Annotated in this window: 25 protein-coding genes and 1 tRNA gene; 1 reads left to right on the top strand and 25 read right to left on the bottom strand. The window is 39.6% G+C overall.

Annotated elements, in window-relative coordinates:
* Nucleotides 1-173 precede the first annotated feature (173 nt).
* A tRNA-Arg gene (locus LAV82_RS22115) sits at nucleotides 174-245 on the bottom strand.
* Nucleotides 246-465: 220 nt separating this feature from the next.
* On the opposite strand from LAV82_RS22115, the gene clpP reads away from it, so the two are divergent.
* Nucleotides 466-1,053 (top strand): ATP-dependent Clp endopeptidase proteolytic subunit ClpP, encoded by a 588-nt coding sequence (gene clpP / locus LAV82_RS22110; RefSeq protein ID WP_013059707.1) that lies wholly within the window; start codon nucleotides 466-468, stop codon nucleotides 1,051-1,053.
* A 34-nt stretch (nucleotides 1,054-1,087) separates the two neighbouring features.
* Here clpP and LAV82_RS22105 read toward each other — a convergent pair whose 3' ends face one another.
* The 24 genes from LAV82_RS22105 to uvrA form a co-directional block, all read right to left on the bottom strand.
* On the bottom strand, nucleotides 1,088-1,342 hold the full coding sequence (locus LAV82_RS22105) for an HPr family phosphocarrier protein (protein ID WP_013059708.1): 255 nt from the start codon (nucleotides 1,340-1,342) through the stop codon (nucleotides 1,088-1,090).
* 28 nt (nucleotides 1,343-1,370) lie between these two features.
* A complete protein-coding gene (gene whiA / locus LAV82_RS22100; protein ID WP_406899595.1) occupies nucleotides 1,371-2,315 on the bottom strand; it encodes a DNA-binding protein WhiA in 945 nt (314 codons plus the stop codon).
* Nucleotides 2,316-2,348: 33 nt separating this feature from the next.
* The gene (gene mgfK / locus LAV82_RS22095; protein WP_013059710.1) at nucleotides 2,349-3,335 is read right to left on the bottom strand and encodes a gluconeogenesis morphogenetic factor MgfK; all 987 of its coding nucleotides are present in this window, start codon (nucleotides 3,333-3,335) and stop codon (nucleotides 2,349-2,351) included.
* On the bottom strand, nucleotides 3,332-4,225 hold the full coding sequence (gene rapZ, locus LAV82_RS22090; RefSeq protein ID WP_013059711.1) for an RNase adapter RapZ: 894 nt from the start codon (nucleotides 4,223-4,225) through the stop codon (nucleotides 3,332-3,334). The genes mgfK and rapZ overlap by 4 nt, the downstream gene beginning before the upstream one ends.
* Before the next feature lie 41 nt (nucleotides 4,226-4,266).
* Nucleotides 4,267-4,725 carry an 8-oxo-dGTP diphosphatase gene (locus LAV82_RS22085; RefSeq protein ID WP_013059712.1) on the bottom strand — a complete coding sequence of 153 codons (459 nt, stop codon included), beginning with the start codon at nucleotides 4,723-4,725 and terminating at the stop codon, nucleotides 4,267-4,269.
* Between the two features lie 303 nt (nucleotides 4,726-5,028).
* Complete coding sequence (gene trxB / locus LAV82_RS22080; RefSeq protein ID WP_211078582.1) at nucleotides 5,029-5,982, bottom strand: thioredoxin-disulfide reductase; 954 nt, start codon at nucleotides 5,980-5,982, stop codon at nucleotides 5,029-5,031.
* Between the two features lie 111 nt (nucleotides 5,983-6,093).
* A complete protein-coding gene (locus tag LAV82_RS22075; protein ID WP_025601653.1) occupies nucleotides 6,094-7,596 on the bottom strand; it encodes a tetratricopeptide repeat protein in 1,503 nt (500 codons plus the stop codon).
* Nucleotides 7,597-7,777: 181 nt separating this feature from the next.
* A complete protein-coding gene (hisIE, locus tag LAV82_RS22070; RefSeq protein ID WP_499716894.1) occupies nucleotides 7,778-8,401 on the bottom strand; it encodes a bifunctional phosphoribosyl-AMP cyclohydrolase/phosphoribosyl-ATP diphosphatase HisIE in 624 nt (207 codons plus the stop codon).
* Entirely contained in the window at nucleotides 8,398-9,156 is a 759-nt protein-coding gene (gene hisF / locus LAV82_RS22065; RefSeq protein ID WP_013059716.1) for an imidazole glycerol phosphate synthase subunit HisF, read from the bottom strand. Before hisF ends, hisIE begins: the two co-directional genes overlap by 4 nt.
* On the bottom strand, nucleotides 9,156-9,890 hold the full coding sequence (gene hisA, locus LAV82_RS22060; protein WP_013059717.1) for a 1-(5-phosphoribosyl)-5-[(5-phosphoribosylamino)methylideneamino]imidazole-4-carboxamide isomerase: 735 nt from the start codon (nucleotides 9,888-9,890) through the stop codon (nucleotides 9,156-9,158). The genes hisF and hisA overlap by 1 nt, the downstream gene beginning before the upstream one ends.
* Nucleotides 9,877-10,524, bottom strand: a complete 648-nt coding sequence (gene hisH, locus LAV82_RS22055) for an imidazole glycerol phosphate synthase subunit HisH (RefSeq protein WP_013059718.1) — start codon at nucleotides 10,522-10,524, stop codon at nucleotides 9,877-9,879. Before hisH ends, hisA begins: the two co-directional genes overlap by 14 nt.
* Nucleotides 10,525-11,109 (bottom strand): imidazoleglycerol-phosphate dehydratase HisB, encoded by a 585-nt coding sequence (gene hisB, locus LAV82_RS22050; RefSeq protein WP_211078584.1) that lies wholly within the window; start codon nucleotides 11,107-11,109, stop codon nucleotides 10,525-10,527.
* Nucleotides 11,110-11,184: 75 nt separating this feature from the next.
* Nucleotides 11,185-12,453 (bottom strand): histidinol dehydrogenase, encoded by a 1,269-nt coding sequence (gene hisD, locus LAV82_RS22045; RefSeq protein WP_499716893.1) that lies wholly within the window; start codon nucleotides 12,451-12,453, stop codon nucleotides 11,185-11,187.
* A 15-nt stretch (nucleotides 12,454-12,468) separates the two neighbouring features.
* Nucleotides 12,469-13,101 carry an ATP phosphoribosyltransferase gene (gene hisG / locus LAV82_RS22040; protein ID WP_013059721.1) on the bottom strand — a complete coding sequence of 211 codons (633 nt, stop codon included), beginning with the start codon at nucleotides 13,099-13,101 and terminating at the stop codon, nucleotides 12,469-12,471.
* Complete coding sequence (locus tag LAV82_RS22035) at nucleotides 13,101-14,282, bottom strand: ATP phosphoribosyltransferase regulatory subunit (RefSeq protein WP_013059722.1); 1,182 nt, start codon at nucleotides 14,280-14,282, stop codon at nucleotides 13,101-13,103. Before LAV82_RS22035 ends, hisG begins: the two co-directional genes overlap by 1 nt.
* A gap of 183 nt (nucleotides 14,283-14,465) precedes the next feature.
* Entirely contained in the window at nucleotides 14,466-14,993 is a 528-nt protein-coding gene (locus LAV82_RS22030; RefSeq protein WP_499716892.1) for an acyltransferase, read from the bottom strand.
* On the bottom strand, nucleotides 14,990-15,637 hold the full coding sequence (gene ppaX, locus LAV82_RS22025) for a pyrophosphatase PpaX (protein ID WP_013059724.1): 648 nt from the start codon (nucleotides 15,635-15,637) through the stop codon (nucleotides 14,990-14,992). The genes LAV82_RS22030 and ppaX overlap by 4 nt, the downstream gene beginning before the upstream one ends.
* A gap of 60 nt (nucleotides 15,638-15,697) precedes the next feature.
* The gene (gene lgt, locus LAV82_RS22020; RefSeq protein ID WP_211078586.1) at nucleotides 15,698-16,531 is read right to left on the bottom strand and encodes a prolipoprotein diacylglyceryl transferase; all 834 of its coding nucleotides are present in this window, start codon (nucleotides 16,529-16,531) and stop codon (nucleotides 15,698-15,700) included.
* Nucleotides 16,532-16,547: 16 nt separating this feature from the next.
* The gene (gene hprK / locus LAV82_RS22015; RefSeq protein WP_013059726.1) at nucleotides 16,548-17,483 is read right to left on the bottom strand and encodes an HPr(Ser) kinase/phosphatase; all 936 of its coding nucleotides are present in this window, start codon (nucleotides 17,481-17,483) and stop codon (nucleotides 16,548-16,550) included.
* A gap of 190 nt (nucleotides 17,484-17,673) precedes the next feature.
* Nucleotides 17,674-18,039, bottom strand: a complete 366-nt coding sequence (locus tag LAV82_RS22010) for a phage holin family protein (RefSeq protein WP_013059727.1) — start codon at nucleotides 18,037-18,039, stop codon at nucleotides 17,674-17,676.
* A gap of 2 nt (nucleotides 18,040-18,041) precedes the next feature.
* Nucleotides 18,042-18,236, bottom strand: coding sequence for a PspC domain-containing protein (locus tag LAV82_RS22005; RefSeq protein ID WP_013059728.1), 195 nt, complete (start codon nucleotides 18,234-18,236; stop codon nucleotides 18,042-18,044).
* Nucleotides 18,237-18,277: 41 nt separating this feature from the next.
* Nucleotides 18,278-19,369: a DUF4097 family beta strand repeat-containing protein gene (locus tag LAV82_RS22000; protein WP_499716891.1), complete on the bottom strand. Its 1,092-nt coding sequence runs from the start codon at nucleotides 19,367-19,369 to the stop codon at nucleotides 18,278-18,280.
* 39 nt (nucleotides 19,370-19,408) lie between these two features.
* Nucleotides 19,409-19,720: a hypothetical protein gene (locus tag LAV82_RS21995; RefSeq protein WP_013059730.1), complete on the bottom strand. Its 312-nt coding sequence runs from the start codon at nucleotides 19,718-19,720 to the stop codon at nucleotides 19,409-19,411.
* A gap of 87 nt (nucleotides 19,721-19,807) precedes the next feature.
* Nucleotides 19,808-22,684 (bottom strand): excinuclease ABC subunit UvrA, encoded by a 2,877-nt coding sequence (uvrA, locus tag LAV82_RS21990; RefSeq protein WP_211078588.1) that lies wholly within the window; start codon nucleotides 22,682-22,684, stop codon nucleotides 19,808-19,810.
* Nucleotides 22,685-22,690: the final 6 nt, after the last annotated feature.

Below are 22,690 nucleotides of genomic sequence, written 5' to 3'. Positions count from 1 at the left end.
TTATATACTGTTTTATAGTATTCTGACAAATTCCGCAACCGGTACAATGGAATTAATTTCTTGCTTCCTTACGCGTATAAAGGGTTATAGGAGGAAAATAAATATTATTTTTTGAGAAGATGAGCCTTTTTACTCAAAATAAAAAACGTTGCGTAATCCGCAACGTTTTAAGACGCCCTCGACAGGATTCGAACCCACCCTAAGAGAACCGGAATCTCTTGTGCTATCCACTACACTACGAGGGCATATTTGTCACAACTTCCATTATAGGAGAGAAAACTTCTCTTTTCAATAGAATACTACGTTTATTTTTTTTAGAAGGGGGAAAAATTTTAATAATGTCAAAGAGGAATACATAGTCTTTTAAGCGAATATGTGTAGTAGAGGTTCTTTTGTTTGACCTTTATTGACCATACGTGTATTATAGGTACATAACAAATTATTCTTGTTAAGGAGGAATTTAATATGAACTTAATTCCTACAGTTATTGAACAAACAAACCGTGGTGAACGTGCTTATGACATTTATTCACGTTTATTAAAAGACCGCATTATTATTTTAGGTAGTGCTATTGACGATAATGTAGCTAACTCAATCGTTTCTCAGCTTCTATTCTTAGCTGCTGAAGACCCAGAAAAAGATATCTCACTTTATATCAACAGTCCAGGTGGCTCTATTACAGCTGGAATGGCTATCTACGATACGATGCAATTCATTAAGCCAAAAGTTTCTACAATTTGTATTGGTATGGCTGCATCAATGGGTGCTTTCTTACTGGCTGCTGGTGAAAAGGGCAAACGTTTTGCTCTTCCAAACAGCGAAGTAATGATTCATCAACCTCTTGGTGGTGCTCAAGGACAAGCTACTGAAATCGAAATTGCGGCAAAACGTATTCTATTCTTACGCGAAAAACTAAATTCAATTTTAGCTGAGCGTACAGGTCAACCGTTAGAAGTGCTACAACGTGATACAGATCGTGATAATTTCATGACTGCTGAACGCGCTTTAGAATACGGTCTAATTGACAAAGTATTAGAAAACGACCCTAAATAAGAAAAAAGCCTTTCCCGCAGCGGGAAAGGCTTTTTTATGCATCGTTCTCTACGTAAGCTACTAACGCATCCATTGCTTCTTTTTCATCTACCCCTTCAACAATGAGCGTAATAAGAGACCCATTATTAATCGCTAAGCTCATTAACCCCATGATACTTTTAGCGTTGACTACTTTCTCATCTTTCTTCAAGTACACATCAGATGTAAAACGAGTTGCTTCTTGCACAAATAGTGCCGCAACACGAGCCTGTAATCCCGTTTTTAATTTTACTTCTACTTGTTTTTCCATGATAAAATCCTCCCCCTTGCAATTCCCCTTATGTGACTGGCTGACCGGCGCGAAGCTTGTCTGCTATTTGGTCAATTTTACGCAACCGATGGTTAATGCCCGATTTGCTAATTTGACCTCCAGATACCATCTCACCAAGCTCCTTTAACGTAACGTCTTGGTATTCCACACGCAAACGAGCAATTTCTCTTAGCTTTTCTGGTAAGATGTCTAATCCAGCTGTTTCATCAATATAACGAATGTTTTCCACTTGACGAATAGCCGCTCCGATCGTTTTATTTAAGTTAGCTGTTTCACAATTAACTAAGCGATTAACGGAATTTCGCATATCTCGGACGATTCTTACATCCTCAAACCGTAACAGAGCATTATGGGCTCCAATGATATTTAGAAACTCCGTAATTTTTTCAGCTTCTTTTAAATAGTTAATATAGCCTTTTTTCCGTTCTAATGTTTTACTATTCAATTGAAATTCGTTCATTAAATTGCATAAAGCTTCGTTGTGCTCTTCATACAATGAAAAGATTTCAAGGTGGTACGATGATGTCTCTGGGTTATTAATAGAACCGCCGGCTAAAAATGCGCCTCTTAAGTAGGATCGCTTACAGCATTTTTTTTGTACTAGCTCTGGTGAAATACGATGTGTAAACGTGAATCCTTCTTCTACAATTTTTAAGTCTTCCAAAAGCATTCTCGTTTTCTCTACTAATCGAACAATATACACATTGTTTTTTTTCAACCGCATTTTCTTACGCACAAGCAGTTCTACTGAAACATCATAATTTTTCTTAAGCAGGACATAAATGCGTCGAGCAATCGCTGCGTTTTCTGTTTGAACATCAACCGTGAATTTTTTATTCGAAAAAGAAAGTGAACCATTCATTCGAATTAATGCAGAAAGCTCTGCTTTTGCACAGCAATCTTTGATTTCTAAATTCGTTAACTCTTTTTTTGTTTCTGATGCAAATGACATAACTTCACCTCCAATCTACATACGGAAATAGTGTTAAACACCCGTATTCGTTTTACCTTGCAGCGATGTCAGCATAGAATACACAAGCTTTGCTACTTTTTTTGTATCATGCCTAATTACGCTGCCGTCATACTGAATAATTTGATCTTCAATCACTTCTAACCCTAATTTTAGCAATACTTCACGATCATATTCTACAGGCTGAGCCTGCTCTACTTGGTATTTCTTTTTCAAAGGTGCTGGAATAGGTGCATTATTGACGATAATCGCATCTAAAAATGCACAAGGCATATGATTGTAAAGCGCTTTAATATGATCACTTGCCTTAAAGCCCAATGTCTCACCCGGCTGCGTCATCACGTTGCATACGTACACTTTCTTTGCTTTTGTCGAACAAAGCTCGTTACAAATATCCTGCACCAGTAAATTCGGCAAAATACTTGTATAAAGACTTCCGGGCCCCAACACAATTAAATCAGCTCGTCGAATCGCTTTTATTGTCTCGACAAGCGGTTTCACATCGGCGGGCGATAAAAATACTTTATTAATTTTTTTATTAACTTCTGGAATTTTAGATTCACCTGTTACGATGGATCCATCTTGCATCTCCGCATGCAGCACAACACTTTGATTAGCTGCTGGAAGTACTTTCCCTCTGACGTTTAGTACTTTGCTCATTTCTCGTATAGCATGCACAAAATCGCCAGTAATAGACGTCATAGCTGCAAGCAACAAATTGCCAAGAGAATGGCCTGTAAGCTCATTTCCTGTATCAAATCGATGCTGAAAAAGCTCTTCAACTAGTGGCTCTACATCAGATAAAGCAACTAGCACATTTCGAATATCACCAGGAGCAGGGATTTCAAGTTCATCGCGCAATCGGCCAGAACTTCCCCCGTCGTCTGCTACGGTTACGATGGCTGTAAGATCAAGAGGGTATTCCTTCAACCCTCTTAACAGCACTGGTAAACCCGTTCCTCCCCCAATGACGACAACTTTTGGAAGCTGTTCACTGCTCATCTATGATTTTCCTTTCTCCTCTCAATGTCACGATGAGAAATATGAGTTTTGTATTCATTCTGGAAATGGTGACCTAAATATTCAGCTAATGTGACGGAGCGATGCTGTCCGCCTGTGCATCCTATAGCAATGACCAGCTGGCTTTTACCTTCTCGCTTGTACTGTGGAAGCATAAACGAAAGTAAGTCTACTACTTTTTCAATGAACTTTTGAGTTTCCGTCCATTTTAATACGTAAGAAGAAACCTCTTCTTCAAGCCCTGTTTTAGGACGCATATGGTCAATGTAGTGAGGGTTTGGCAAAAAGCGCACATCAAAGACTAAATCAGCGTCAATAGGTACACCATATTTAAAACCAAACGACATCACATTAACAGTAAAAACCTGTGAAGCGTGCGACGAAAACTGAGTTAAAATCTTTTCTCTAAGCTCTCTTGGTTTTAACTCTGACGTCTCATAAATAAGCTGAGCTCTTCCCTTTAACTCCTCAAGAAGCTCACGTTCCATACCAATTCCTTCTAAAGGTAAACCCGAAGGAGCTAGCGGATGTGAACGTCTCGTTTCTTTATAGCGCGTCACCAATACAGAATCTTTTGCATCTAAAAATAAAATTTGTGGCGTGACCCACGTTGTTTCACTCATGTTATCTAATGCTTCAAACAGGCTTTCAAAAAACTCTCTGCCTCGCAAGTCCATAACAAGAGCAACTTTATTCATTTTATTCCCTGACTCTTTCATGAGTTCTAAAAATTTCGGTAGCAATGTAGGGGGTAAATTATCTACACAAAAGAACCCTAAATCTTCAAAACTCTGAATTGCTACTGTTTTTCCTGCACCTGACATTCCAGTAATAATCACTAATTGAATATCGCTTACAGACCCAGTACTCATTTTCCATCCCCCTCAATCTATGCATACATGTCTATTTATCATTAACAAGGATCAATTCGATAAGATAATAACTCGAAATCCGTTGTATACGTAAAGTTGCCATAAATAACACCCGACCCTTTTGCTACATAATCGATAATGTGATGATCTCCCGGTGCCATCGGCAATTCACTTACTTCACTCAAATTATGCCAACCGAGTTTGCCTTCTTCTGATTCTAGCACATTTGTCCCATCAAAATCTGTAGCAAAAAAAGTAAACATCATCCATTCAGATGAAATTTGATCGTTTTCTTTCATCGTAAAAGTAAAGATACCTTTTACAGTGGGATTTTTCAAATAAATTCCCGTTTCTTCACGAAATTCTCTCACAACAGAGTCTTTTACAGATTCTCCTTGCTCCATTTTCCCACCCGGGGCCACCCACCAGTTTCTTCGTGGCTTTTGAAGCAACAATACTTTATCGTCTTTCATTAATACACAATTTGTGACCCTTTGCATGTTTTCCACCTCATCATATGTATACTGACATTTTCTTTTATTATACTACGAAACAAACTTCTCTCACAACGGAGATGAACTAACTATTACTAAATTTTCTGAAAATAATCCATTGCTGTTATATACGGAAATTCAATCTGTTATAGTCACAAAAAAGAGGCATAGGAACACGTCCTATGCCCGACATACATATATTTTATAAAAGGGGGTCAATTACTATCTATATAGTACCCCATCAATGTTTCACAGGTGTTACAGAACAGTTAAAACCGAATTACGTTTTGTAAAAGATTGATTTCAGCCTTATTGCTGAATAGCTTTTAACTTTTCTTTTAACTCTTCTACATAGTGCTGAGCCGCTTGAGCAGCAATGCTGCCATCACCTGTAGCTGTTACAATTTGACGAAGAGCCTTTTCACGAACGTCTCCAGCTGCGAACACACCTGGTACTTTTGTTTCCATTTGCTCGTTCGTTTCAATATATCCTTCTTTATTCGTGATGTTTAGGCTTTCGAATGGTTTTGTTAGTGGAACCATTCCAACATAAATGAATACGCCGTCCGCACCGAACTCGCGCTCTTCACCTGTTTTTGTGTCTACTAACGTTACGCTGCCTACTTTACCGTCTTTTTCATTTACTTCTTTGACCGTTGTATTCCAAATAAAATCAACTTTTTTGTTGTCAAATGCACGCTGCTGTAGGATTTTCTGCGCGCGAAGCTCATCGCGTCGGTGAATAATTGTTACTTTTGTTGCAAAGCGTGTTAAATATACGCCTTCTTCAACCGCAGAGTCTCCACCGCCTACAACGACTAGCTCTTTACCTTTAAAAAATGCGCCGTCACATACAGCACAATAAGATACGCCGCGGCCGCCTAGTTCTTTTTCTCCTGGCGCGCCTAATTTTTTATATTCTGCACCAGTAGCAACGATTACTGAACGTGTTTTATATTCTTTGCTGCCTGCACGAACTGTCTTGTATTCTTCTCCATCGATGATTTCTTTAATATCACCGTACGCATATTCCGCACCGAATTTTTTTGCATGCTCAAACATTTTGTTAGAAAGGTCTGGGCCAAGGATATGATCATAACCTGGATAGTTTTCTACATCTTCTGTATTAGCCATTTGACCGCCTGGAATTCCGCGTTCAATCATTAGTGTTGATAAATCTGCACGAGATGTATATACAGCAGCAGTCATACCTGCTGGACCTGCCCCAATAATAATGACATCATAAATTTTTTCTTCTGTCATTGCTTTACACTCCTTTTAGGAAATTCCTTCGTAGTTGATTCCAAATTTATGGATAATTATTTCGTTACCACTATCCTAATATGTTCTTCCTATTACCGTCTATTTTTTTGCTCAATTTAATAACGTATTCACAATTTTACTGTACTTTCTAACTGTTGCAGCGGAAATGGAATATTGTTTTGCCGCATCGGCTTGAGTAATAGCCTGCCTTTTTTCTTTCGCCCATATATATGTGACGGCTGCGGCCCATGCATTTACGTTCACATGCTGAAAATCATAGGATTGTTTATATACCTGTACATATACATAAAACCAAAAGCTTAAAAGATCCTGGGTATCACTTTCATTCTGCGATTCCATCTCCAGTTCAATAACATCTGCCACCTCAAAAATCACATGTTGTTTATCCTGCCATACATACGTATATACTTCATCCAAAAGTGTACTCATATGTATGGACGACTTGATTTCTTCTAAAAGAAGCAGACGCTGCTGTTCAGGAAGCTTTTTTGCCATATACAAGCTGTAAAGCTGATCGTGAACATTTTTTGTTGCACACTTCTTTTTCGCTGTAACATCCACTTTCGATTGAAAAACCTTCGCAGCTTTTTGACTGATGCGCCAAGGCTCCTCTCCTTCTTTATCAGGAACGTCTTCCAATGCCAGCTTCCACATTTCTTTAGCGAACGCTTCACGTCCGGTATAGTAAGAGGCATATGAGAGCCAATAATGAAATGAGTTGTCTCCTTGAAATCCTTGTGTATAAAGCTTTTTTAACCATCTGTATGATAGTTTGTATTGACCAATCAATGCAAATGTTGCTCCAAGCTTATAGCGGTGTTCAAATGACATTGGATAAACGCGGCTAAGCCCGTCTGTAAGCTCCTCAACTTCTTTATGCTTATGGCAATAATAATAGAAAATCAGCTGATTGCATAACGCATGAAGATTTCCAGGGTTTTTCTCCAATACTTCATTCAGCAAATCCATTGCCTCATCAATTTTATTTAAATAAAAATAAGCTAACGCTAAATTATTATATGCAGACCAGAATTCTGGATACTCATCAATTATTTCAGTTAACAAATCCACTGCTTCTTCAAAATTCGTTGCTTCAAGCAGTCGTTTTGCTTGTTCTTGTTTTATAATCAGCATGTCGCCTAGCTGATTTTTAGGCTCTTCATCTTCTTCATCCACATCAATTGATAGTAAATCTAACAGATCTGTAGCCGATCGAAAGAGGTCACCATTTGGAAAATGCTCAATGTAATACATCGCGTATTTTTTTGATTCTTCAAACAGTCCAAGATGCGCATAGCTGTTGGCTATATAGTAGTAACAGCTTCCTAATTTATCGTCCATATGATGAATCACATGGAGAAAAAGCTCGTTGGCATCTTGATAATCTCCCTGCTCCGTTAAAGCTACTCCAACGTTTGTAAGAAGCTGTGGATTACGGGCATTCTCTTTGTTTGCACGCGTTAAATACTTGAGCGCTTTATCCGACTCCTCTTCTTCAAACGCCTGCAGCGCTTTTTCGAAATAGAAGTCACCCGTTTGCGAAAATGGAATTACTTGTGCCATTTTTTGAATTACTTTTGAGTGTTTTTCCATTAAGCCCTCCAAATAAGTTGATAATTTCGACGTTCGTAGTATATCACATTTGCCAAGAAGTTTAATACCTCTATTCAAAAAAGGAGCCTGTAAGCAGTCGTTTCTTGACACAAATAAGAGAAGGTTTTGCCTCTTTTATCTAAAATGAGACAACTCCTTCTCTCCTTTCACTATGTAGCTATTAGCTAGAGTGACGCTCTTTTAATACTGATAGGACATCGTCTAAAGGCAGCTTTTGCTCACGAAGTAAAACAAGTACGTGGTACAATAAATCTGCAACTTCCCACTTCAGCTCATCATGGTCACGATTTTTTGCTGCAATAATCACTTCACCAGCTTCTTCTCCTACTTTTTTGAGGATTTTATCTACGCCTTTATCGAATAAGTACGTCGTATAAGCTCCTTCTGGCATTTCAGCTTCACGCTTAGCGATTACTTCTTCTAGCTCATTAATAATAGCAAACCGATTATCGTTTTGTTTATTTTCGCCAAGAATTGTTTCATTAAAGCAGCTGTAAGCGCCCGTATGACAAGCAGGACCTTGAGGCTCCACTTTTACAACAAGAGAATCGGCATCACAGTCATATGCCATGCTCACAATTTTTTGTTTGTTTCCAGAGGTTGCGCCCTTGTGCCACAACTCTTGTCGAGAACGGCTGTAAAACCATGTTTCACGTGTATCAATTGATTTTTGAAGTGATTCTTCGTTCATATAAGCCAATGTTAAAACTTCTTTGCTCACAGCATCTTGTACAATAGCTGGCACAAGTCCATCACTGTTGAATTTAATGTTTTCAATCGTCATCGAATGCTCACTCCTTGTTGTTTTGCATAGCTTTTAATTTCTTTTACAGATGTTTCTTTATAGTGAAAGATCGAAGCCGCCAAAGCCGCGTCAGCTTCCCCTTTTTCAAACGCATCGACAAAATCTTGACCATTTCCTGCGCCGCCAGAAGCAATAACAGGAACGCTCACCGCTTGGCTGACTGCTTTGGTTAATGCTAAATCAAACCCTGACTTTTCACCGTCTTTATCCATACTCGTTAACAAGATCTCACCCGCACCGCGCTTCACTGCTTCTCTTGCCCAGTCGATTACTTCCCAGTTCGTTGCGTTGCGGCCTCCGTGTGTATAGACTCGCCATGATTGTAAGCTTTCATCGTACTTAGCATCGATGGCTACCACAATACACTGAGCTCCAAAAAAATCGGACCCTTCTGTAATCAGTGTTGGATTGAGTACGGCCGCTGTATTTAATGACACTTTGTCTGCACCAGCACGAAGCATTCTTTTCATATCTTCTAATGCATTAATTCCTCCGCCCACCGTAAAAGGAATCGCTAGCTGAGATGCTACTTCTTCTACAACATGTACCATCGTTTTGCGTCCTTCATGAGAAGCAGAAATGTCTAAAAAGACTAATTCGTCTGCGCCTTCTTCATCGTAAAATTTCGCCAACTCTACAGGATCTCCTGCATCTCGAAGTTCCACAAACTGAACTCCTTTTACCACACGGCCGTCCTTTACATCTAAACAAGGAATGATTCGTTTTGTAATCATTACGCTTTCACCTCTTGAAGTGCTTCAGCTACTGTAAACTTATTTGTATAAAGTGCTTTCCCTACAATCGCACCAATAACGCCGTCAGCTTCATATTTCTTTAGTGCATCTAGATCAGCAAGTTTACTAACTCCCCCTGATGCAATCACACCTTTTCCAGTAGCCTTAGCCATTTCAACAATTCCTTCCACATTAGGACCAGACAGCATACCATCAGTAGAAATATCCGTGAAAATAAATGTTTCCGCACCAGCATTAGCCAATTCTTTTCCTAGTTCTGTCGCTTTGATTGTAGATGTTTCCACCCAGCCTTCCGTTGCAACATAGCCATCACGTGCATCAATACCAATAGCAATACGCGCACCATATTCCTTCAGCATTTTTTTCACAAATTCAGGATTAGAAATAGCTGCACTTCCTAAAATAACGCGGTCAATTCCGTTTTCTAAATAGTAAGCAACGTCAGCTTCTGAGCGAATGCCTCCTCCAATTTGCACACGTACATCTAATTTCTTTTTCACGCCTAGCACAAATTCATCATTCACACGCTTGGCCGCTTTTGCACCGTCCAGATCAACCATGTGAATCCACTGAGCGCCTTCACTTGCGAATTGTGTGGCCATATCTACCGGAGAATCTCCGTACACTGTTTCTTTTGTGTAATCTCCTTGAAGCAAACGGACGCACTTTCCTCCGCGCATATCAATGGCTGGATATATTTCAAATTTGCTCATACGATGGGCTCCTTTTCTCTAAGAAGTTTGCATAATTTTGCAGCATTTGCATTCCGATTGCACTGCTTTTTTCAGGGTGGAATTGAGTGCCAAATACGTGTTCTTTTCCAACAACTGCTGGAACTTCAACATCGTAAGGACTTGTTGCTAAAAGCACGTCTTGATCATTTGTTTTTACGTAATAAGAGTGAACAAAGTACACGTGACCTTCACTGATTCCATCAAGCAGAGCAGACTGCTGATGAAAATCTAAAGAGTTCCAGCCCATATGCGGAACTTTATATGTCTGTCCTTCGGCAGTAATGCCGGGAATACGCTCCACTCTCCCTTTTAACAGTTCCAGTCCTTTTGTTACGCCGTTCTCATCGCTTTCTTCAAATAAAAGCTGCATACCTAAACAAATTCCAAGCAAAGGCATTCCTTTTGCTACTTCTTCTTTAATAAAGTCCGTCAGCTTTGTTTGATTCAGCTGTTCCATCGCATCTTTGAATGCTCCAACTCCAGGAAGAATCAGCCCTTTTGCCTTTCTTAGTTCTGCAGGATCTGCGGAGATAATATAGTCATAGTTTAATCGTTCAAGAGCTTTACTTACGCTGTATAAGTTGCCCATCCCATAGTCGATAATGCCAATCATTTACAACATCCCTTTCGTCGAAGGCACACCTTTGACACGCGGATCAATCGTTGTCGCTTCGTCCAAAGCACGTGCTAATGCCTTAAATACCGCTTCAATAATGTGGTGTGTATTTTTACCGTAGTGTACAATTACATGTACATTCATGCGAGATTCTAATGCAAATTTCCATAAAAATTCATACACAAGCTCTGTATCAAATGTACCGACGCGCGACGCGGGAATGTCACCTTTAAATTCAAAATGAGGACGATTGCTTAAATCCACTACGACTTGAGCCAAAGCGTCATCCATTGGTACAAAAGAATTTCCATAGCGTTTAATTCCTTTTTTATCACCGAGCGCTTCTTTGAACGTTTGACCAAGGCAAATACCGATATCTTCCGTTGTATGGTGATCATCAATCTCCGTGTCTCCATCTGCTTTTACATCAAGGTTAAACTGTCCGTGTTTGGTAAATAAATCGAGCATATGATTTAAAAAAGGAACGCCTGTATCAATGTTCGCTTTTCCTTCTCCATCGATTCCAATGGCTAATGCAATATCCGTTTCGTTTGTTGTACGTTTAATACTTGACTCTCTCATTGTGAAACTCCTTTCAACTGTGCATGTAATAAGTAAAGAAAAGAACATTTCTACTCTTTTCTTTTAATCTCCACCTTATTTTTTAAAGCGTTCTTCAACCGCCCTTGCATGAGCTTCTAGCCCTTCTAAACGAGCAAACGCTGCGATTTTCGAGACATTTTTCTGCAGAGCTTGTTGGCTGTATGAAATGATACTAGACTTTTTCACAAATGAATCAACTGATAAAGGACTTGAGAATTTTGCTGTCCCATTTGTTGGAAGAACATGGTTTGGTCCCGCGAAATAATCGCCAACAGGTTCTGAGCTGTATCTTCCTAGAAAAATAGCACCGGCATGACGAATGGAACCTAAAAGTTCAAGCGGACTTTCAGTCATAATTTCTAAATGCTCAGGAGCTAATTGATTAACAACTTCAATCGCTTCTTCTAATGACCCAGTCACATAAATAGCGCCATGGTTATCAATAGAAGGTTTCGCAATTTCTTTACGAGGTAAAGATTCCACTTGTCTTTCCACTTCTTCTTTAACAGCTTCGGCTAATTTCATAGAAGGTGTAACTAAAATGCTTGAAGCTAATTTGTCATGTTCTGCTTGAGACAATAAATCAGCGGCCACTTCGTTCGGCTTGGCCGTATCGTCTGCTAGTACGACAATTTCACTAGGTCCAGCAATTGAGTCAATGTCTACTAAGCCATATACTTCTCTTTTCGCTAATGCAACAAAGATATTACCTGGCCCTACAATTTTATCGACGGATTGAATTGTTTCTGTTCCATAGGCAAGTGCTCCTACTGCCTGAGCTCCCCCTACTTTATAAATCTCTTTGACCCCAAGCTCACTCGCTGCTACCACTACTCCAGCAGGAAGCGCGCCGTCTTTTCCTGGAGGTGAAACCATCACGATACGTTTTACACCTGCCACTTGAGCAGGAATGACATTCATTAAAACGGAAGAAGGATAAGCCGCAAGGCCTCCCGGTACATAAACACCTACTGCATCTAAAGGCGTTACTTTCTGCCCTAAAATGGTGCCGTCTTCTTTTGTTGTCATCCAAGACTGCTCGACCATTCTTTCGTGGTAATCACGAATGTTGTCAGCAGCTTCACGAATGGTTGACAGCATATCTGCATCAACCAGCTCATAAGCACGCTTCTTTTCTTGTTCTGTCACAAGCAAAGAAGAAAGCTCAACGCCGTCAAATTGGGCTGTATACCGTTTTAAAGCTTCGTCTTTTTGCTCTTGCACCTGCTTTAAAATATTTACGACAATTTCTCTTTGAGCACTTGTCCCTTGATCAATCGTACGCTTTAAGCTCACTTGTTCTGTTACACGTGTAATTTTCAATGTATGTCACCTCTTTTATACAGGTTGAACCACTTGGGCTAAACGATTCACTAAATCATCAATTCGTTCGTCTTTTAAACGATAGCTCACAGGGTTCACAATCAAACGCGATGTAATATCTTCAATGTGCTCCAATTCAACAAGTCCGTTCTCTTTTAGTGTTTGTCCCGTTGATACAATATCAACAATCCGATCAGCCAGGCCGATTAAAGGCGCTAATTCAATCGAACCATTCAATTTTATAATTTCTACTTGCTCTCCTTGCTCCCTGAAATAAGTAGATGCTACATTTGGATATTTAGTTGCCACTTTTTGAGCAATTTCTGATTTTTTAGCATTAGGCAAACCGGCAACGGCCAGATGACATTTACTAATATTTAAATCCAACAGCTCATAGACATCTCGTTCTTCTTCTAACATTACGTCTTTACCTGCAATACCAAGATCCGCTACTCCGTATTCTACATAAGTAGTAACATCCATTGGTTTTGCTAAAATAAAGCGCATGTTCTCTTCAGGAATATCTACAATCAGCTTGCGCGAATCGTCAAATTCTGGCGGCAATTGAAAGTCTGCTTGACGCAAAAGTTCAGCTGCTTCTTCAAAAATACGTCCTTTTGGCATTGCAATTGTTAATAGTTCACTCATTATTGTCCCCCCTTGCCTCGTTTTCCAATTAGAAACGTGACTTCTTCAAACTGTGCAGTAAATACATCAACATCATCAACGCCTGCAATTTCCTGAGTCACTACCCGGTATCCTTGCTTGCGCTGTTCAGCAGCTAAAGCTAATGCCTCATCCAAACGCTCCTGGCTATATAATATGCCGTATACTGCTGAAGGCTCATATACTTCTTCGCCCAGCGCTTCAATTAAGCGGTCCAGCTGAATTCCAAATCCTGTAGCTGGTGTTTTAGACGCAAATTTTTCAAGAAGCTGGTCATAACGTCCTCCATTACCGATATGGAAACCAACGTTTTCAGCAAAGACTTCAAATAAAATACCTGTGTAATAGCTCATATGACTGACTAAGTTAAAATCAATTTTAATTTCATCCGTTACACCGTATGCATCAAGCATATTCCATAGCTTTTTCAAATCGCCGGCTGCTTTTTTACCAGCTTCGTTTTCAACTAGTTCAACCGCTTCTTCAATCTTCTTTTCATCTCCGCGCAGGTTAAGCAGCTGAAGGAGACGCTGTTTATCAATAGAAGATAGATTCAAATCTTTTACATGATTACGATAGCCCACGTAATTTTTCTCATATAAAAAGCGGCGAAGCACGTTAGCACGTTCTTCATTTCCGACAATTTCTAAAAAAAGCGAATTAACAAACCCGATGTGGCCAATTGCCACTTTAAATGATTTAAGTCCCGCTCTTTTTAATGCGCCGATCATGAGAGCAATCACTTCAGCATCGCTGCTCATCGTAGCGTCTCCAATTAGCTCAACGCCTATTTGTTCAAACTCCGCCGGGCGGCCACCCTCACGCTGCTGAGCTCGGAATACATTTGCTTCATAAGCTAAGCGCAAAGGAGAATTATTTAAAAGTTTTGAAGCGGCCACACGTGCAAATGGTGTTGTTACATCCGGTCGCAGCACAAGCGTATGCCCTTCTTTATCTAAAAGTTTAAACAATTGTTGATCTAAAATAGCTGATGCGCTTCCTACCGTCTCGTAGTATTCCACAGTAGGCGTTGCCATATATTGATAGCCCCAGCTGCCGATTTCATCTGCCAGCTGATTGCGAACTTGTTTTTTTCTTTCAAAAAGAGCTGGCAGGGTATCCCTCATTCCAAGAGGTTTTTCAAACATAAATAACTTTGACATTCCGACACGTCCTTTAAGCTTGATTTTATCTATTAAGGAACCATTGATAGGTTGTTTTTACTTTATTACGCTAATGTATTAGCGAAATAACAAATTAAAGTTATTGATAGTTTACACCCGATAAAGTCAGCCGTCAACCGCCAGCTGTTCAAATTTACAAAAAAAACCACAGCTTAGTTCTTGCTAAGTTGTGGTTTTAGGTTCTGCTTCCCTGCGCTTTTCCATTTCTTCTTTTGTATAGATGACACGCATAGGGTTACCTCCAACAAAGAAACCGGGTGCTACATCTTTATGAACCACCGTTCCAGCCGCTACAACCGCTTCGTTGCCGATTGTTACGCCTGGAAGGATGGTGCTATTTGCTCCAATCATCACTTCATCCCCAATGATGACATCTCCAAGACGATATTCCTTTATCAGATATTCATGAGCGAGAATAGTTGTATTGTATCCGATAACCGTATTGCGTCCTACTTGTATTTTTTCAGGAAACATAATATCGAGCATCACCATAAGGGCAAAGGATGTTTGAGGTCCTACTTTCATCCCTAAGCACGCTTTGTACAGCCAGTTTTTCATCGAAAGAAAAGGCGTATAGCGAGCGCATTGAATGATTAGGAAGTTGCGCACTACTTTCCAAAAAGGCACGGTCTTATAGACATGCCAAAGGGAATTAGCTCCTTTAACCGGATAGCGCGTCGTTTTTCTCACTGACGTTCTCCTTTTAATATATCAATTAAATCCGTCATATTTTCTAAAATAATATCAGGATTATAAGAAGCGATATGATCTCTTCCTTTTGCACTCCAAGCAACTCCAGCTGTTTTCGTATAAGCTCTTTGGCCAGAAACGATGTCATGATGGTTATCTCCCACCATCAGCGCTTCTTCAGGTTTAGCATTAAGCAGCTTCAGTGCTTTTTCTACTGGCTCAGGATGCGGCTTTGCATTTGTCACGTCTTCAATTGCGACAATCGTATCAAAGAACTGATCTAACTTTGTTAACTTAAGCCCCATCATGACCGTATTTCTTTGCTTTGTTGTGACAATACCTAATTTATAATCCTGCTCGTGCAGCCATTTAACTGTTTCAAGTACGCCTTCAAATTCTTTAACAAGCAAATCATGATTGGCTAGATTATGCGTGCGATACATCTCAATCATTTCGTTTACTTTCGTTTTATCCATTTCTACAAACGTGTCGTATAAAGGAGGTCCCATAAACTGTAAAATATCTTCACGAGTATATTGTTCAGGATAATAGTGATTAAGCGTATGAGTAAAAGAGGCAATAATTAATTCATTTGTATCAATTAGCGTACCGTCTAAATCAAACAAAACCGTATTAATCGTCATTATTCATTTCCTTCCCTTGCGTCAAATCAAGTTTGTGTAAACCTTGTAGCTTTTCTTCATTTACGCCTTAGATTGTTCTTCTTCATTCTCTAAGTATTTCTGTTTACTCATTCCCGTCACGCGGCGGATAATAATTAAAATAATGGCTATTACAATCAGTGCAAGTGAAACAACTTGAGCGATTCTGAGTGTATGCGTCAGCATTAAGCTATCCGTGCGAAGCCCTTCTACAAAGAAGCGTCCAACTGAGTACCAGATTAAATAAGATAAGAAAATTTCTCCTTTTCGCAGACTGGTGCGGCGAAGTACCATCAACAGGATAAATCCAGCAAAATCCCATAATGATTCGTATAAAAACGTAGGATGATAATATGTACCGTTAATATACATTTGGTTAATAATGAAATTTGGAAGGTGCAACCCTTCTAAAAAAGCACGGGTAACCGGCCCCCCATGTGCCTCTTGATTCATAAAGTTGCCCCAGCGCCCAATGGCTTGGCCAAGGATTAAACTAGGCGCAGCAATATCAGCCAACTTCCAAAATGAAATCTTTTTTATTTTCGAATACACAATGGCAGTTAATACGCCTCCGATTAAGCCTCCATGAATGGCAATCCCACCTTGCCAAACCTGAGGTATTTCATTTAAATGCTTTGAATAGTATCCCCATTCAAAGGATACATAATAAATTCGCGCACAAATAATAGCTATTGGCACAGCAAATAAGATAAGATCAACAAATGTATCTTTTGATAAGCCTCTTCTTACGCTTTCTCTTGTCGCAATATAAAGACCTAATAGAACACCTGCACCGATAATTACGCCGTACCAGTAGACCGTTAGAGGGCCAATTTCAAGGAAAACGCGATCTAACGGCTGAATAGTTGCTTCCACAAGTTAACACCCTTTCTTATAAATCTTCACGATCTCCTTCTTCAATTACATCTGTTAGGCGTGCAGAAAATTGTTCTGCTGCGTTAATACCCATACGCTTTAAGCGGAAGTTCATTGCTGCCACTTCAATGATAACAGCTAAGTTTCGTCCCGGACGTACTGGCAATGTAATTTTTGTAACGTCTGTATCAATGATTTTCATTTTATCTTCTTCTAAACCAAGGCGATCATAATGTTTCTGCTGATCCCATGTCTCTAACTGAATAACAAGTGAAATTCGCTTATAGCTTCGTACAGCTCCTGCGCCGAATAGCGTCATCACATTGATGATCCCTAGTCCTCGAATTTCAAGCAAATGCTCGATTAAACCAGGCGCATTTCCTACAAGCGTGTCTTGGTCTTCTTGACGGATTTCCACACAGTCATCGGCTACTAGGCGATGTCCCCTCTTAACAAGCTCTAGAGCTGTTTCACTTTTACCAACGCCGCTTTTTCCCATGATTAATACACCAATTCCGTATATATCAACTAATACGCCGTGCAGGGCAGTAGTAGGTGCTAGCCGGCTTTCAAGAAAATTCGTTAAATGGCTGGAAAGTCGCGTTGTTTTAAAGCTTGAACGCAGCACAGGAACTGACTCACGCTCTGAAGCTTCAATAAGTTCTTTCGGTACATCCATTTCACGCGAAACGATGATAGCCGGCGTGATATCTGTACACATCTTTTCCATTCGAACTTTTTTTTGTTCATCATCTAACTGTTTAAAAAATGATAGTTCTGTTTTACCTAACAGCTGGATACGTTCCGCTGGGTAATATGTAAAATAACCTGCCATTTCAATACCTGGACGTGAAATATCACTCGTTGAAATAGGACGGTCGATTCCTTCTTCTCCGCTAATAAGCTCTAATTTAAATTTCTCAATGATGTCTTTTGTACGTACTTTAACCACCGTGCATCCTCCTTTTATGAACAGTCATATACCTGTTCATGTCTACAGTATATCCAACTCTCGCTTTTATGTCGCGTTTGGTTCTACTAGCCACTTTATTTTATCATTAATACGGAAAGAAAAGAAAAAAAGATGGCATAGGCTGCATCGCCTTACCATCTTTTTTAGAAAATTAAATATTGCAAGAAAGTTATCTTCTATTTTGAAGCGGTTCAACAATCACTCGTTGAATAAGCGCATTTAAAAGCGACATGATTACCGAGGCTAAAAGCGCTGTACCAAACCCGTCAATATTAAAAGAATCTCCCATAACACTTTGTGTAATCATCAGCGTAATGGCATTAATAACGAATAAGAATAGGCCAAGCGTAAGAAATGTCACCGGCAGGGTAAGTAAAATTAAAATCGGCTTAACAAACACATTCAAAATCGATAGAATCAAGCTCGCGATAATAGCTGCACTGACTGATTCCAAGTGAAAGGTGTCAATATAACCTGCGATTACGATTAATACGAGGGCATTGATTAAAATACTAATGATTCCACGCAATAACATTTTTAGAAATCTCCTTCTTCATTTGGAACTAAAAACACAAAAATCATATATAAAATGACCGGGGTACCTACTGTAAAAAATAAACTGATGATAAACAATACGCGCAGTAGTGAAGCATCTATTCCGATATACTGAGAAATACCGCCGATAACACCCGCAAGCTTGCGATTTGTTCGCGAACGATACAACTTTCGCACGTTAATCATCTCCTTTGCTTTTTTACTAAACCAAGCGTTTTCTATTTTATAACAATTGAGCCCGTTTTGGATTCAGCTAACAATTTATAGCCTTTAGGCGAAGCGATATTGGCTTTGAAACGAAGTTGTTTCATCACCGTTTCTTTTTTCTCATCTACTATTTCCATCTCAGGAAGTGTACATGTAAAATTCCCAAAGTTAGATTTCAAATCTCCATCAACGGAGAGGTGGGGCGGCGTATAGAGCGTAATGCTCCCCGTAGTCGTTTTGAAAAATGCTTTTTCAATGCGCTCTCCTTTTAAATACGTATCAATATCTCCGTTAAATGTTTGAACGTCAATTTTCTTTGTGTCCCCATCAAATTTAACCGTTCCATTGATTGTTTCAAGCTCACATTTTGAAGCGAGTATTCGAGAAAGTTCCATATGCCCATTTGATGTCTCCATTTCAAGAGAATGGCTATTCACATCGTAAAAGCGGATGGTACCATTAGCTGTTTTGGCTTTCAGGTCTCGTACGCTTAGTCTTTCCCCATCGATTGAACCATTAAACATACGGAGCTTGACGCGTTCATATTCCATTTCTGGAATATAAATAATCGCCTTCACCTTCATTTGTTTTTGCTGAATTGCAAAGCGCAATTTGCCATTTTCAATGGAAAATGCCGTATGCTGCAAGAAAGTGCGGCGCGCTTCATCCGAATTCTCTACTTTGTAGATAGCAGCTTCACATTCTATTCGTACTTCTGTACTTCCCCAAGGGCGGAGTTGGACGCTTCCATTTGCTAAATCTACGTCAATCTCTTGAATATATGCTTCTGATTGTTGAAAGATGTGCTGAACGTCAATCGAAGGCCCAAAGTTAAAATCTAAATCTCCTTCTTTTACTTTTTTTACCGTTTGATCTACAAATGTAAATAATTTTTCCTTTAAAGAGCTTTGAGATGATTTAGAAGCGTACGTTTTTTTCTGTTTTCCTCCTACATAAGGGGATAGCTCAGCTTTATCAGGCGTAGCATAGGAAGAATCATTAGCTGAGTCTTTTTCCAGTGAATTTAGCAAAGTTAAAGCCTCATCCACGCTAAGTTTTCCTTCTCCTACCATCTGTAAAATTTGTTTGCGCTTTTCACTCATACGTTCCATCTCCTCTTTAAGTTTTAGTCATTTAACTTTCTATCTGCTTAATATTTGTATCCCTTTTACAATATTCCATACAAACACAACAACATTAACTAAAGAAACAACAACTAAAGCTACAATTAAAAGAATAAATACCGTTCCACTAGAGCCAGTAAGAGCAGGAAGCAAGAAAAATAAGAATAAGATCGCTGTAGCGATAGGTAATAAATGTGACAAAAATGCAGTTTTTGCATGTTTCTTTACTTCTATGTTATGAACAACAAAATAAATAATAATAGGTAATAAAAATGGTGCAAAGAAAACGCTAAAATAATTTAAGGAAGATAGTATGCGATTTCCTTCCATAATAATCAGCTCCTTATATCATGTATTACGGTTTAATGAGTTAAAAAGTTTCATTCTTTATAAAAAAGACACCAATGCTGGTGTCTTTTAACGAGTTAATGCCTCTGCTTTTTCAACTTTTTTCTCCATACGCTTACGGTCACGTTCTAAAATTGGCTTCAAATAATGACCCGTATAGGATTCTTTTATTTTTGACACTTCTTCTGGCGTACCCGCAGCCACAATTTGTCCGCCTTTATCTCCACCTTCAGGTCCTAAATCAAGCAGGTAATCAGCAGCTTTGATGACGTCTAAATTATGTTCGATCACTAGAACCGTATCTCCATTTTCAACTAAACGCTGGAGCACTTTTAATAATCGTGCAATATCATCGACATGAAGACCGGTAGTCGGTTCGTCTAAAATGTACAGCGTTCTTCCTGTTGAGCGGCGGTGAAGCTCTGAAGCTAACTTTACACGCTGTGCCTCTCCACCAGATAAAGTAGTAGCCGGCTGTCCAAGCGTGATATAGCCAAGTCCTACATCGTAAATTGTCTGCAGCTTGCGCTTAATCTTTGGAATGTTTTCAAAGAAGTGAAGCGCGTCTTCAACGGTCATATCCAATACATCTGAAATGTTTTGATCTTTGTATTTCACTTCTAAAGTTTCACGGTTGTATCGTTTGCCGTGGCAGACTTCACAAGGGACGTATACATCTGGCAAGAAATGCATTTCAATTTTAATAATACCGTCTCCTCGACAAGCTTCACAGCGGCCGCCTTTCACGTTAAAGCTAAAACGACCTTTTTTATATCCACGCACTTTTGCTTCGTTTGTTTGGGCAAATACATCTCGGATGTCATCGAATACACCTGTATACGTTGCAGGGTTCGAACGAGGCGTACGGCCTATGGGAGACTGATCAATATCAATGACTTTATCTAAGTGTTCAATGCCTTTGATTTCTTTATGTTCTCCTGCTTTGCTTTTTGCTTTATGCAACTTTTGCGCCAATGATTTATGAAGGATATCATTTACCAGCGTACTCTTACCTGATCCAGATACACCTGTAACAGCCGTGAACATACCTAACGGAAGCTTTGCTTTTACATTTTTTAAATTGTTTTCTTTTGCTCCTATAATTTCAATCATTCGATCTTTATCTATTGACCGTCTTTCGGCTGGAAGAGGAATAAACTTCTCTCCTGATAGATATTGACCCGTTAAAGAGTTTTCATCCTCCATCACTTCCTGAGGCGTACCTTGAGAAACAACAGCACCCCCGTGTACGCCAGCTCCTGGTCCGATATCAATTAAATAATCAGCTGCCATCATCGTATCTTCGTCATGTTCTACAACAATCAACGTATTTCCAATATCGCGCATATCTTGCATCGTGCGAATTAAGCGATCATTGTCACGTTGATGAAGACCGATAGAAGGTTCATCTAAAATATAAAGAACCCCCGTCAAACGAGAACCAATTTGAGTAGCTAAACGAATCCGCTGTGCTTCTCCTCCTGAGAGAGTTCCAGCAGAGCGGTTTAATGTTAAGTAATCAAGTCCCACGTTAATGAGAAAGCTTAGACGCTCACGAATTTCACGCAGTATCATATCGGCAATCTTCATGTCTTTTTCAGATAGGCTGAGACTTTCAAAAAAATCATATGCTTCTTTTACCGAGAAGCGGGTTGTATCTCCTATATGCTTTTCGTCAATAAGCACCGCTAAGCTTTCACGTTTTAAGCGATTTCCTTTACATTTTGGACAAGCTTGCTGAGCCATGTACTTTTCCATTTGCTCACGGATATAATCTGAACTTGTTTCATGATAACGGCGCTCTACGTTCCGAAGCACGCCTTCAAATTCGATATGATTTTCTCTTACTTGGCCAAAATCATTTTCATAGCGAAAGTAAATTTTTTCTTTACCGCTGCCATATAATACTTTATCAAATAAATGTTCCGGGATATCTCGCACCGGCACGTCCATATCGATGCCGTAATGCGTACATACGGCTTCAAGCAGCTGCGGATAGTATTGAGAACTTGTTGGCTCCCAAGGTGCAATTGCGTGCTGACGAAGCGTTAAGTCATAGTTAGGAATAACTAAATCTTTATCCACTTCCAATTTCGTTCCTAACCCGTCACACGTTGGACACGCCCCGTACGGACTATTAAATGAAAACATGCGGGGCTCAAGTTCTCCAATGGAGAAACCACATTTTGGACAAGCATGATGCTCACTAAAAAGCAGTTCTTCTTCACCTATCACATCAATAATTACTTTCCCTTCTCCAAGGCGAAGAGCTGATTCCAAAGAGTCCGACAAACGAGCGGCTACACCTTCTTTTACAACAACGCGATCAATCACTACTTCAATGGAGTGCTTTTTGTTTTTTTCCAGTTCAATTTCTTCTGTTATTTCACGCATTTCTCCGTCTACTCGAATGCGAACGTACCCTTCCTTTTTAATATCTTCTAACACTTTTACATGGGTACCTTTTCGTCCAGATACCACAGGTGCCAGTACTTGAAGTTTTGTGCGTTCAGGGTATTCTAAAATTCTATCTACCATTTGCTCAATCGTTTGAGATGTAATTTCAATTCCATGATTAGGACAAATCGGCTTTCCTACACGAGCAAACAAAAGGCGTAAATAGTCATAGATTTCCGTCACAGTTCCGACGGTTGAACGAGGGTTTCGGCTCGTTGTTTTTTGATCGATTGAAATAGCAGGGGACAATCCTTCGATCGAATCTACATCTGGCTTATCCATTTGACCTAAAAACTGTCTTGCATATGCCGAAAGCGACTCGACATAACGTCTTTGTCCTTCTGCATAGATTGTATCGAAAGCCAAAGAAGATTTACCAGAACCTGATAACCCTGTTAACACCACTAATTTGTCTCGTGGGATTTCAATATCGATATTTTTCAAATTGTGGGCTCGTGCACCTTTTACCACGATTTTTTCCATCGCCATGTTTTG

Source organism: Bacillus sp. ILBB4, assembly GCF_035064545.1.
GTDB lineage: Bacteria > Bacillota > Bacilli > Bacillales > Bacillaceae_H > Priestia.
This window is presented reverse-complemented; position numbering and strand designations above follow the sequence as displayed.

What these genes read in the sequence shown, in the direction of transcription:
- ppaX (WP_013059724.1), bottom strand. Translation starts at nt 15,637, where the DNA reads ATGACGATTAATACGGTTTTGTTTGATTTAGACGGTACGCTAATTGAT.
- hisG (WP_013059721.1), bottom strand. Translation starts at nt 13,101, where the DNA reads ATGAGTGAACTATTAACAATTGCAATGCCAAAAGGACGTATTTTTGAA.
- hisF (WP_013059716.1), bottom strand. Translation starts at nt 9,156, where the DNA reads ATGATTACAAAACGAATCATTCCTTGTTTAGATGTAAAGGACGGCCGT.
- clpP (WP_013059707.1), top strand. Translation starts at nt 466, where the DNA reads ATGAACTTAATTCCTACAGTTATTGAACAAACAAACCGTGGTGAACGT.
- LAV82_RS22105 (WP_013059708.1), bottom strand. Translation starts at nt 1,342, where the DNA reads ATGGAAAAACAAGTAGAAGTAAAATTAAAAACGGGATTACAGGCTCGT.
- LAV82_RS22075 (WP_025601653.1), bottom strand. Translation starts at nt 7,596, where the DNA reads ATGGAAAAACACTCAAAAGTAATTCAAAAAATGGCACAAGTAATTCCA.
- LAV82_RS22085 (WP_013059712.1), bottom strand. Translation starts at nt 4,725, where the DNA reads ATGCAAAGGGTCACAAATTGTGTATTAATGAAAGACGATAAAGTATTG.
- hisIE (WP_499716894.1), bottom strand. Translation starts at nt 8,401, where the DNA reads ATGACGATTGAAAACATTAAATTCAACAGTGATGGACTTGTGCCAGCT.
- uvrA (WP_211078588.1), bottom strand. Translation starts at nt 22,684, where the DNA reads ATGGCGATGGAAAAAATCGTGGTAAAAGGTGCACGAGCCCACAATTTG.
- trxB (WP_211078582.1), bottom strand. Translation starts at nt 5,982, where the DNA reads ATGACAGAAGAAAAAATTTATGATGTCATTATTATTGGGGCAGGTCCA.
- LAV82_RS21995 (WP_013059730.1), bottom strand. Translation starts at nt 19,720, where the DNA reads ATGGAAGGAAATCGCATACTATCTTCCTTAAATTATTTTAGCGTTTTC.
- rapZ (WP_013059711.1), bottom strand. Translation starts at nt 4,225, where the DNA reads ATGAGTACTGGGTCTGTAAGCGATATTCAATTAGTGATTATTACTGGA.
- hisA (WP_013059717.1), bottom strand. Translation starts at nt 9,890, where the DNA reads ATGAGCAAATTTGAAATATATCCAGCCATTGATATGCGCGGAGGAAAG.
- mgfK (WP_013059710.1), bottom strand. Translation starts at nt 3,335, where the DNA reads ATGAGCAGTGAACAGCTTCCAAAAGTTGTCGTCATTGGGGGAGGAACG.
- hisB (WP_211078584.1), bottom strand. Translation starts at nt 11,109, where the DNA reads ATGAGAGAGTCAAGTATTAAACGTACAACAAACGAAACGGATATTGCA.
- LAV82_RS22035 (WP_013059722.1), bottom strand. Translation starts at nt 14,282, where the DNA reads ATGTCAAAGTTATTTATGTTTGAAAAACCTCTTGGAATGAGGGATACC.
- whiA (WP_406899595.1), bottom strand. Translation starts at nt 2,315, where the DNA reads ATGTCATTTGCATCAGAAACAAAAAAAGAGTTAACGAATTTAGAAATC.
- hisH (WP_013059718.1), bottom strand. Translation starts at nt 10,524, where the DNA reads ATGATTGGCATTATCGACTATGGGATGGGCAACTTATACAGCGTAAGT.
- LAV82_RS22000 (WP_499716891.1), bottom strand. Translation starts at nt 19,369, where the DNA reads ATGAGTGAAAAGCGCAAACAAATTTTACAGATGGTAGGAGAAGGAAAA.
- LAV82_RS22010 (WP_013059727.1), bottom strand. Translation starts at nt 18,039, where the DNA reads ATGTTATTGCGTGGAATCATTAGTATTTTAATCAATGCCCTCGTATTA.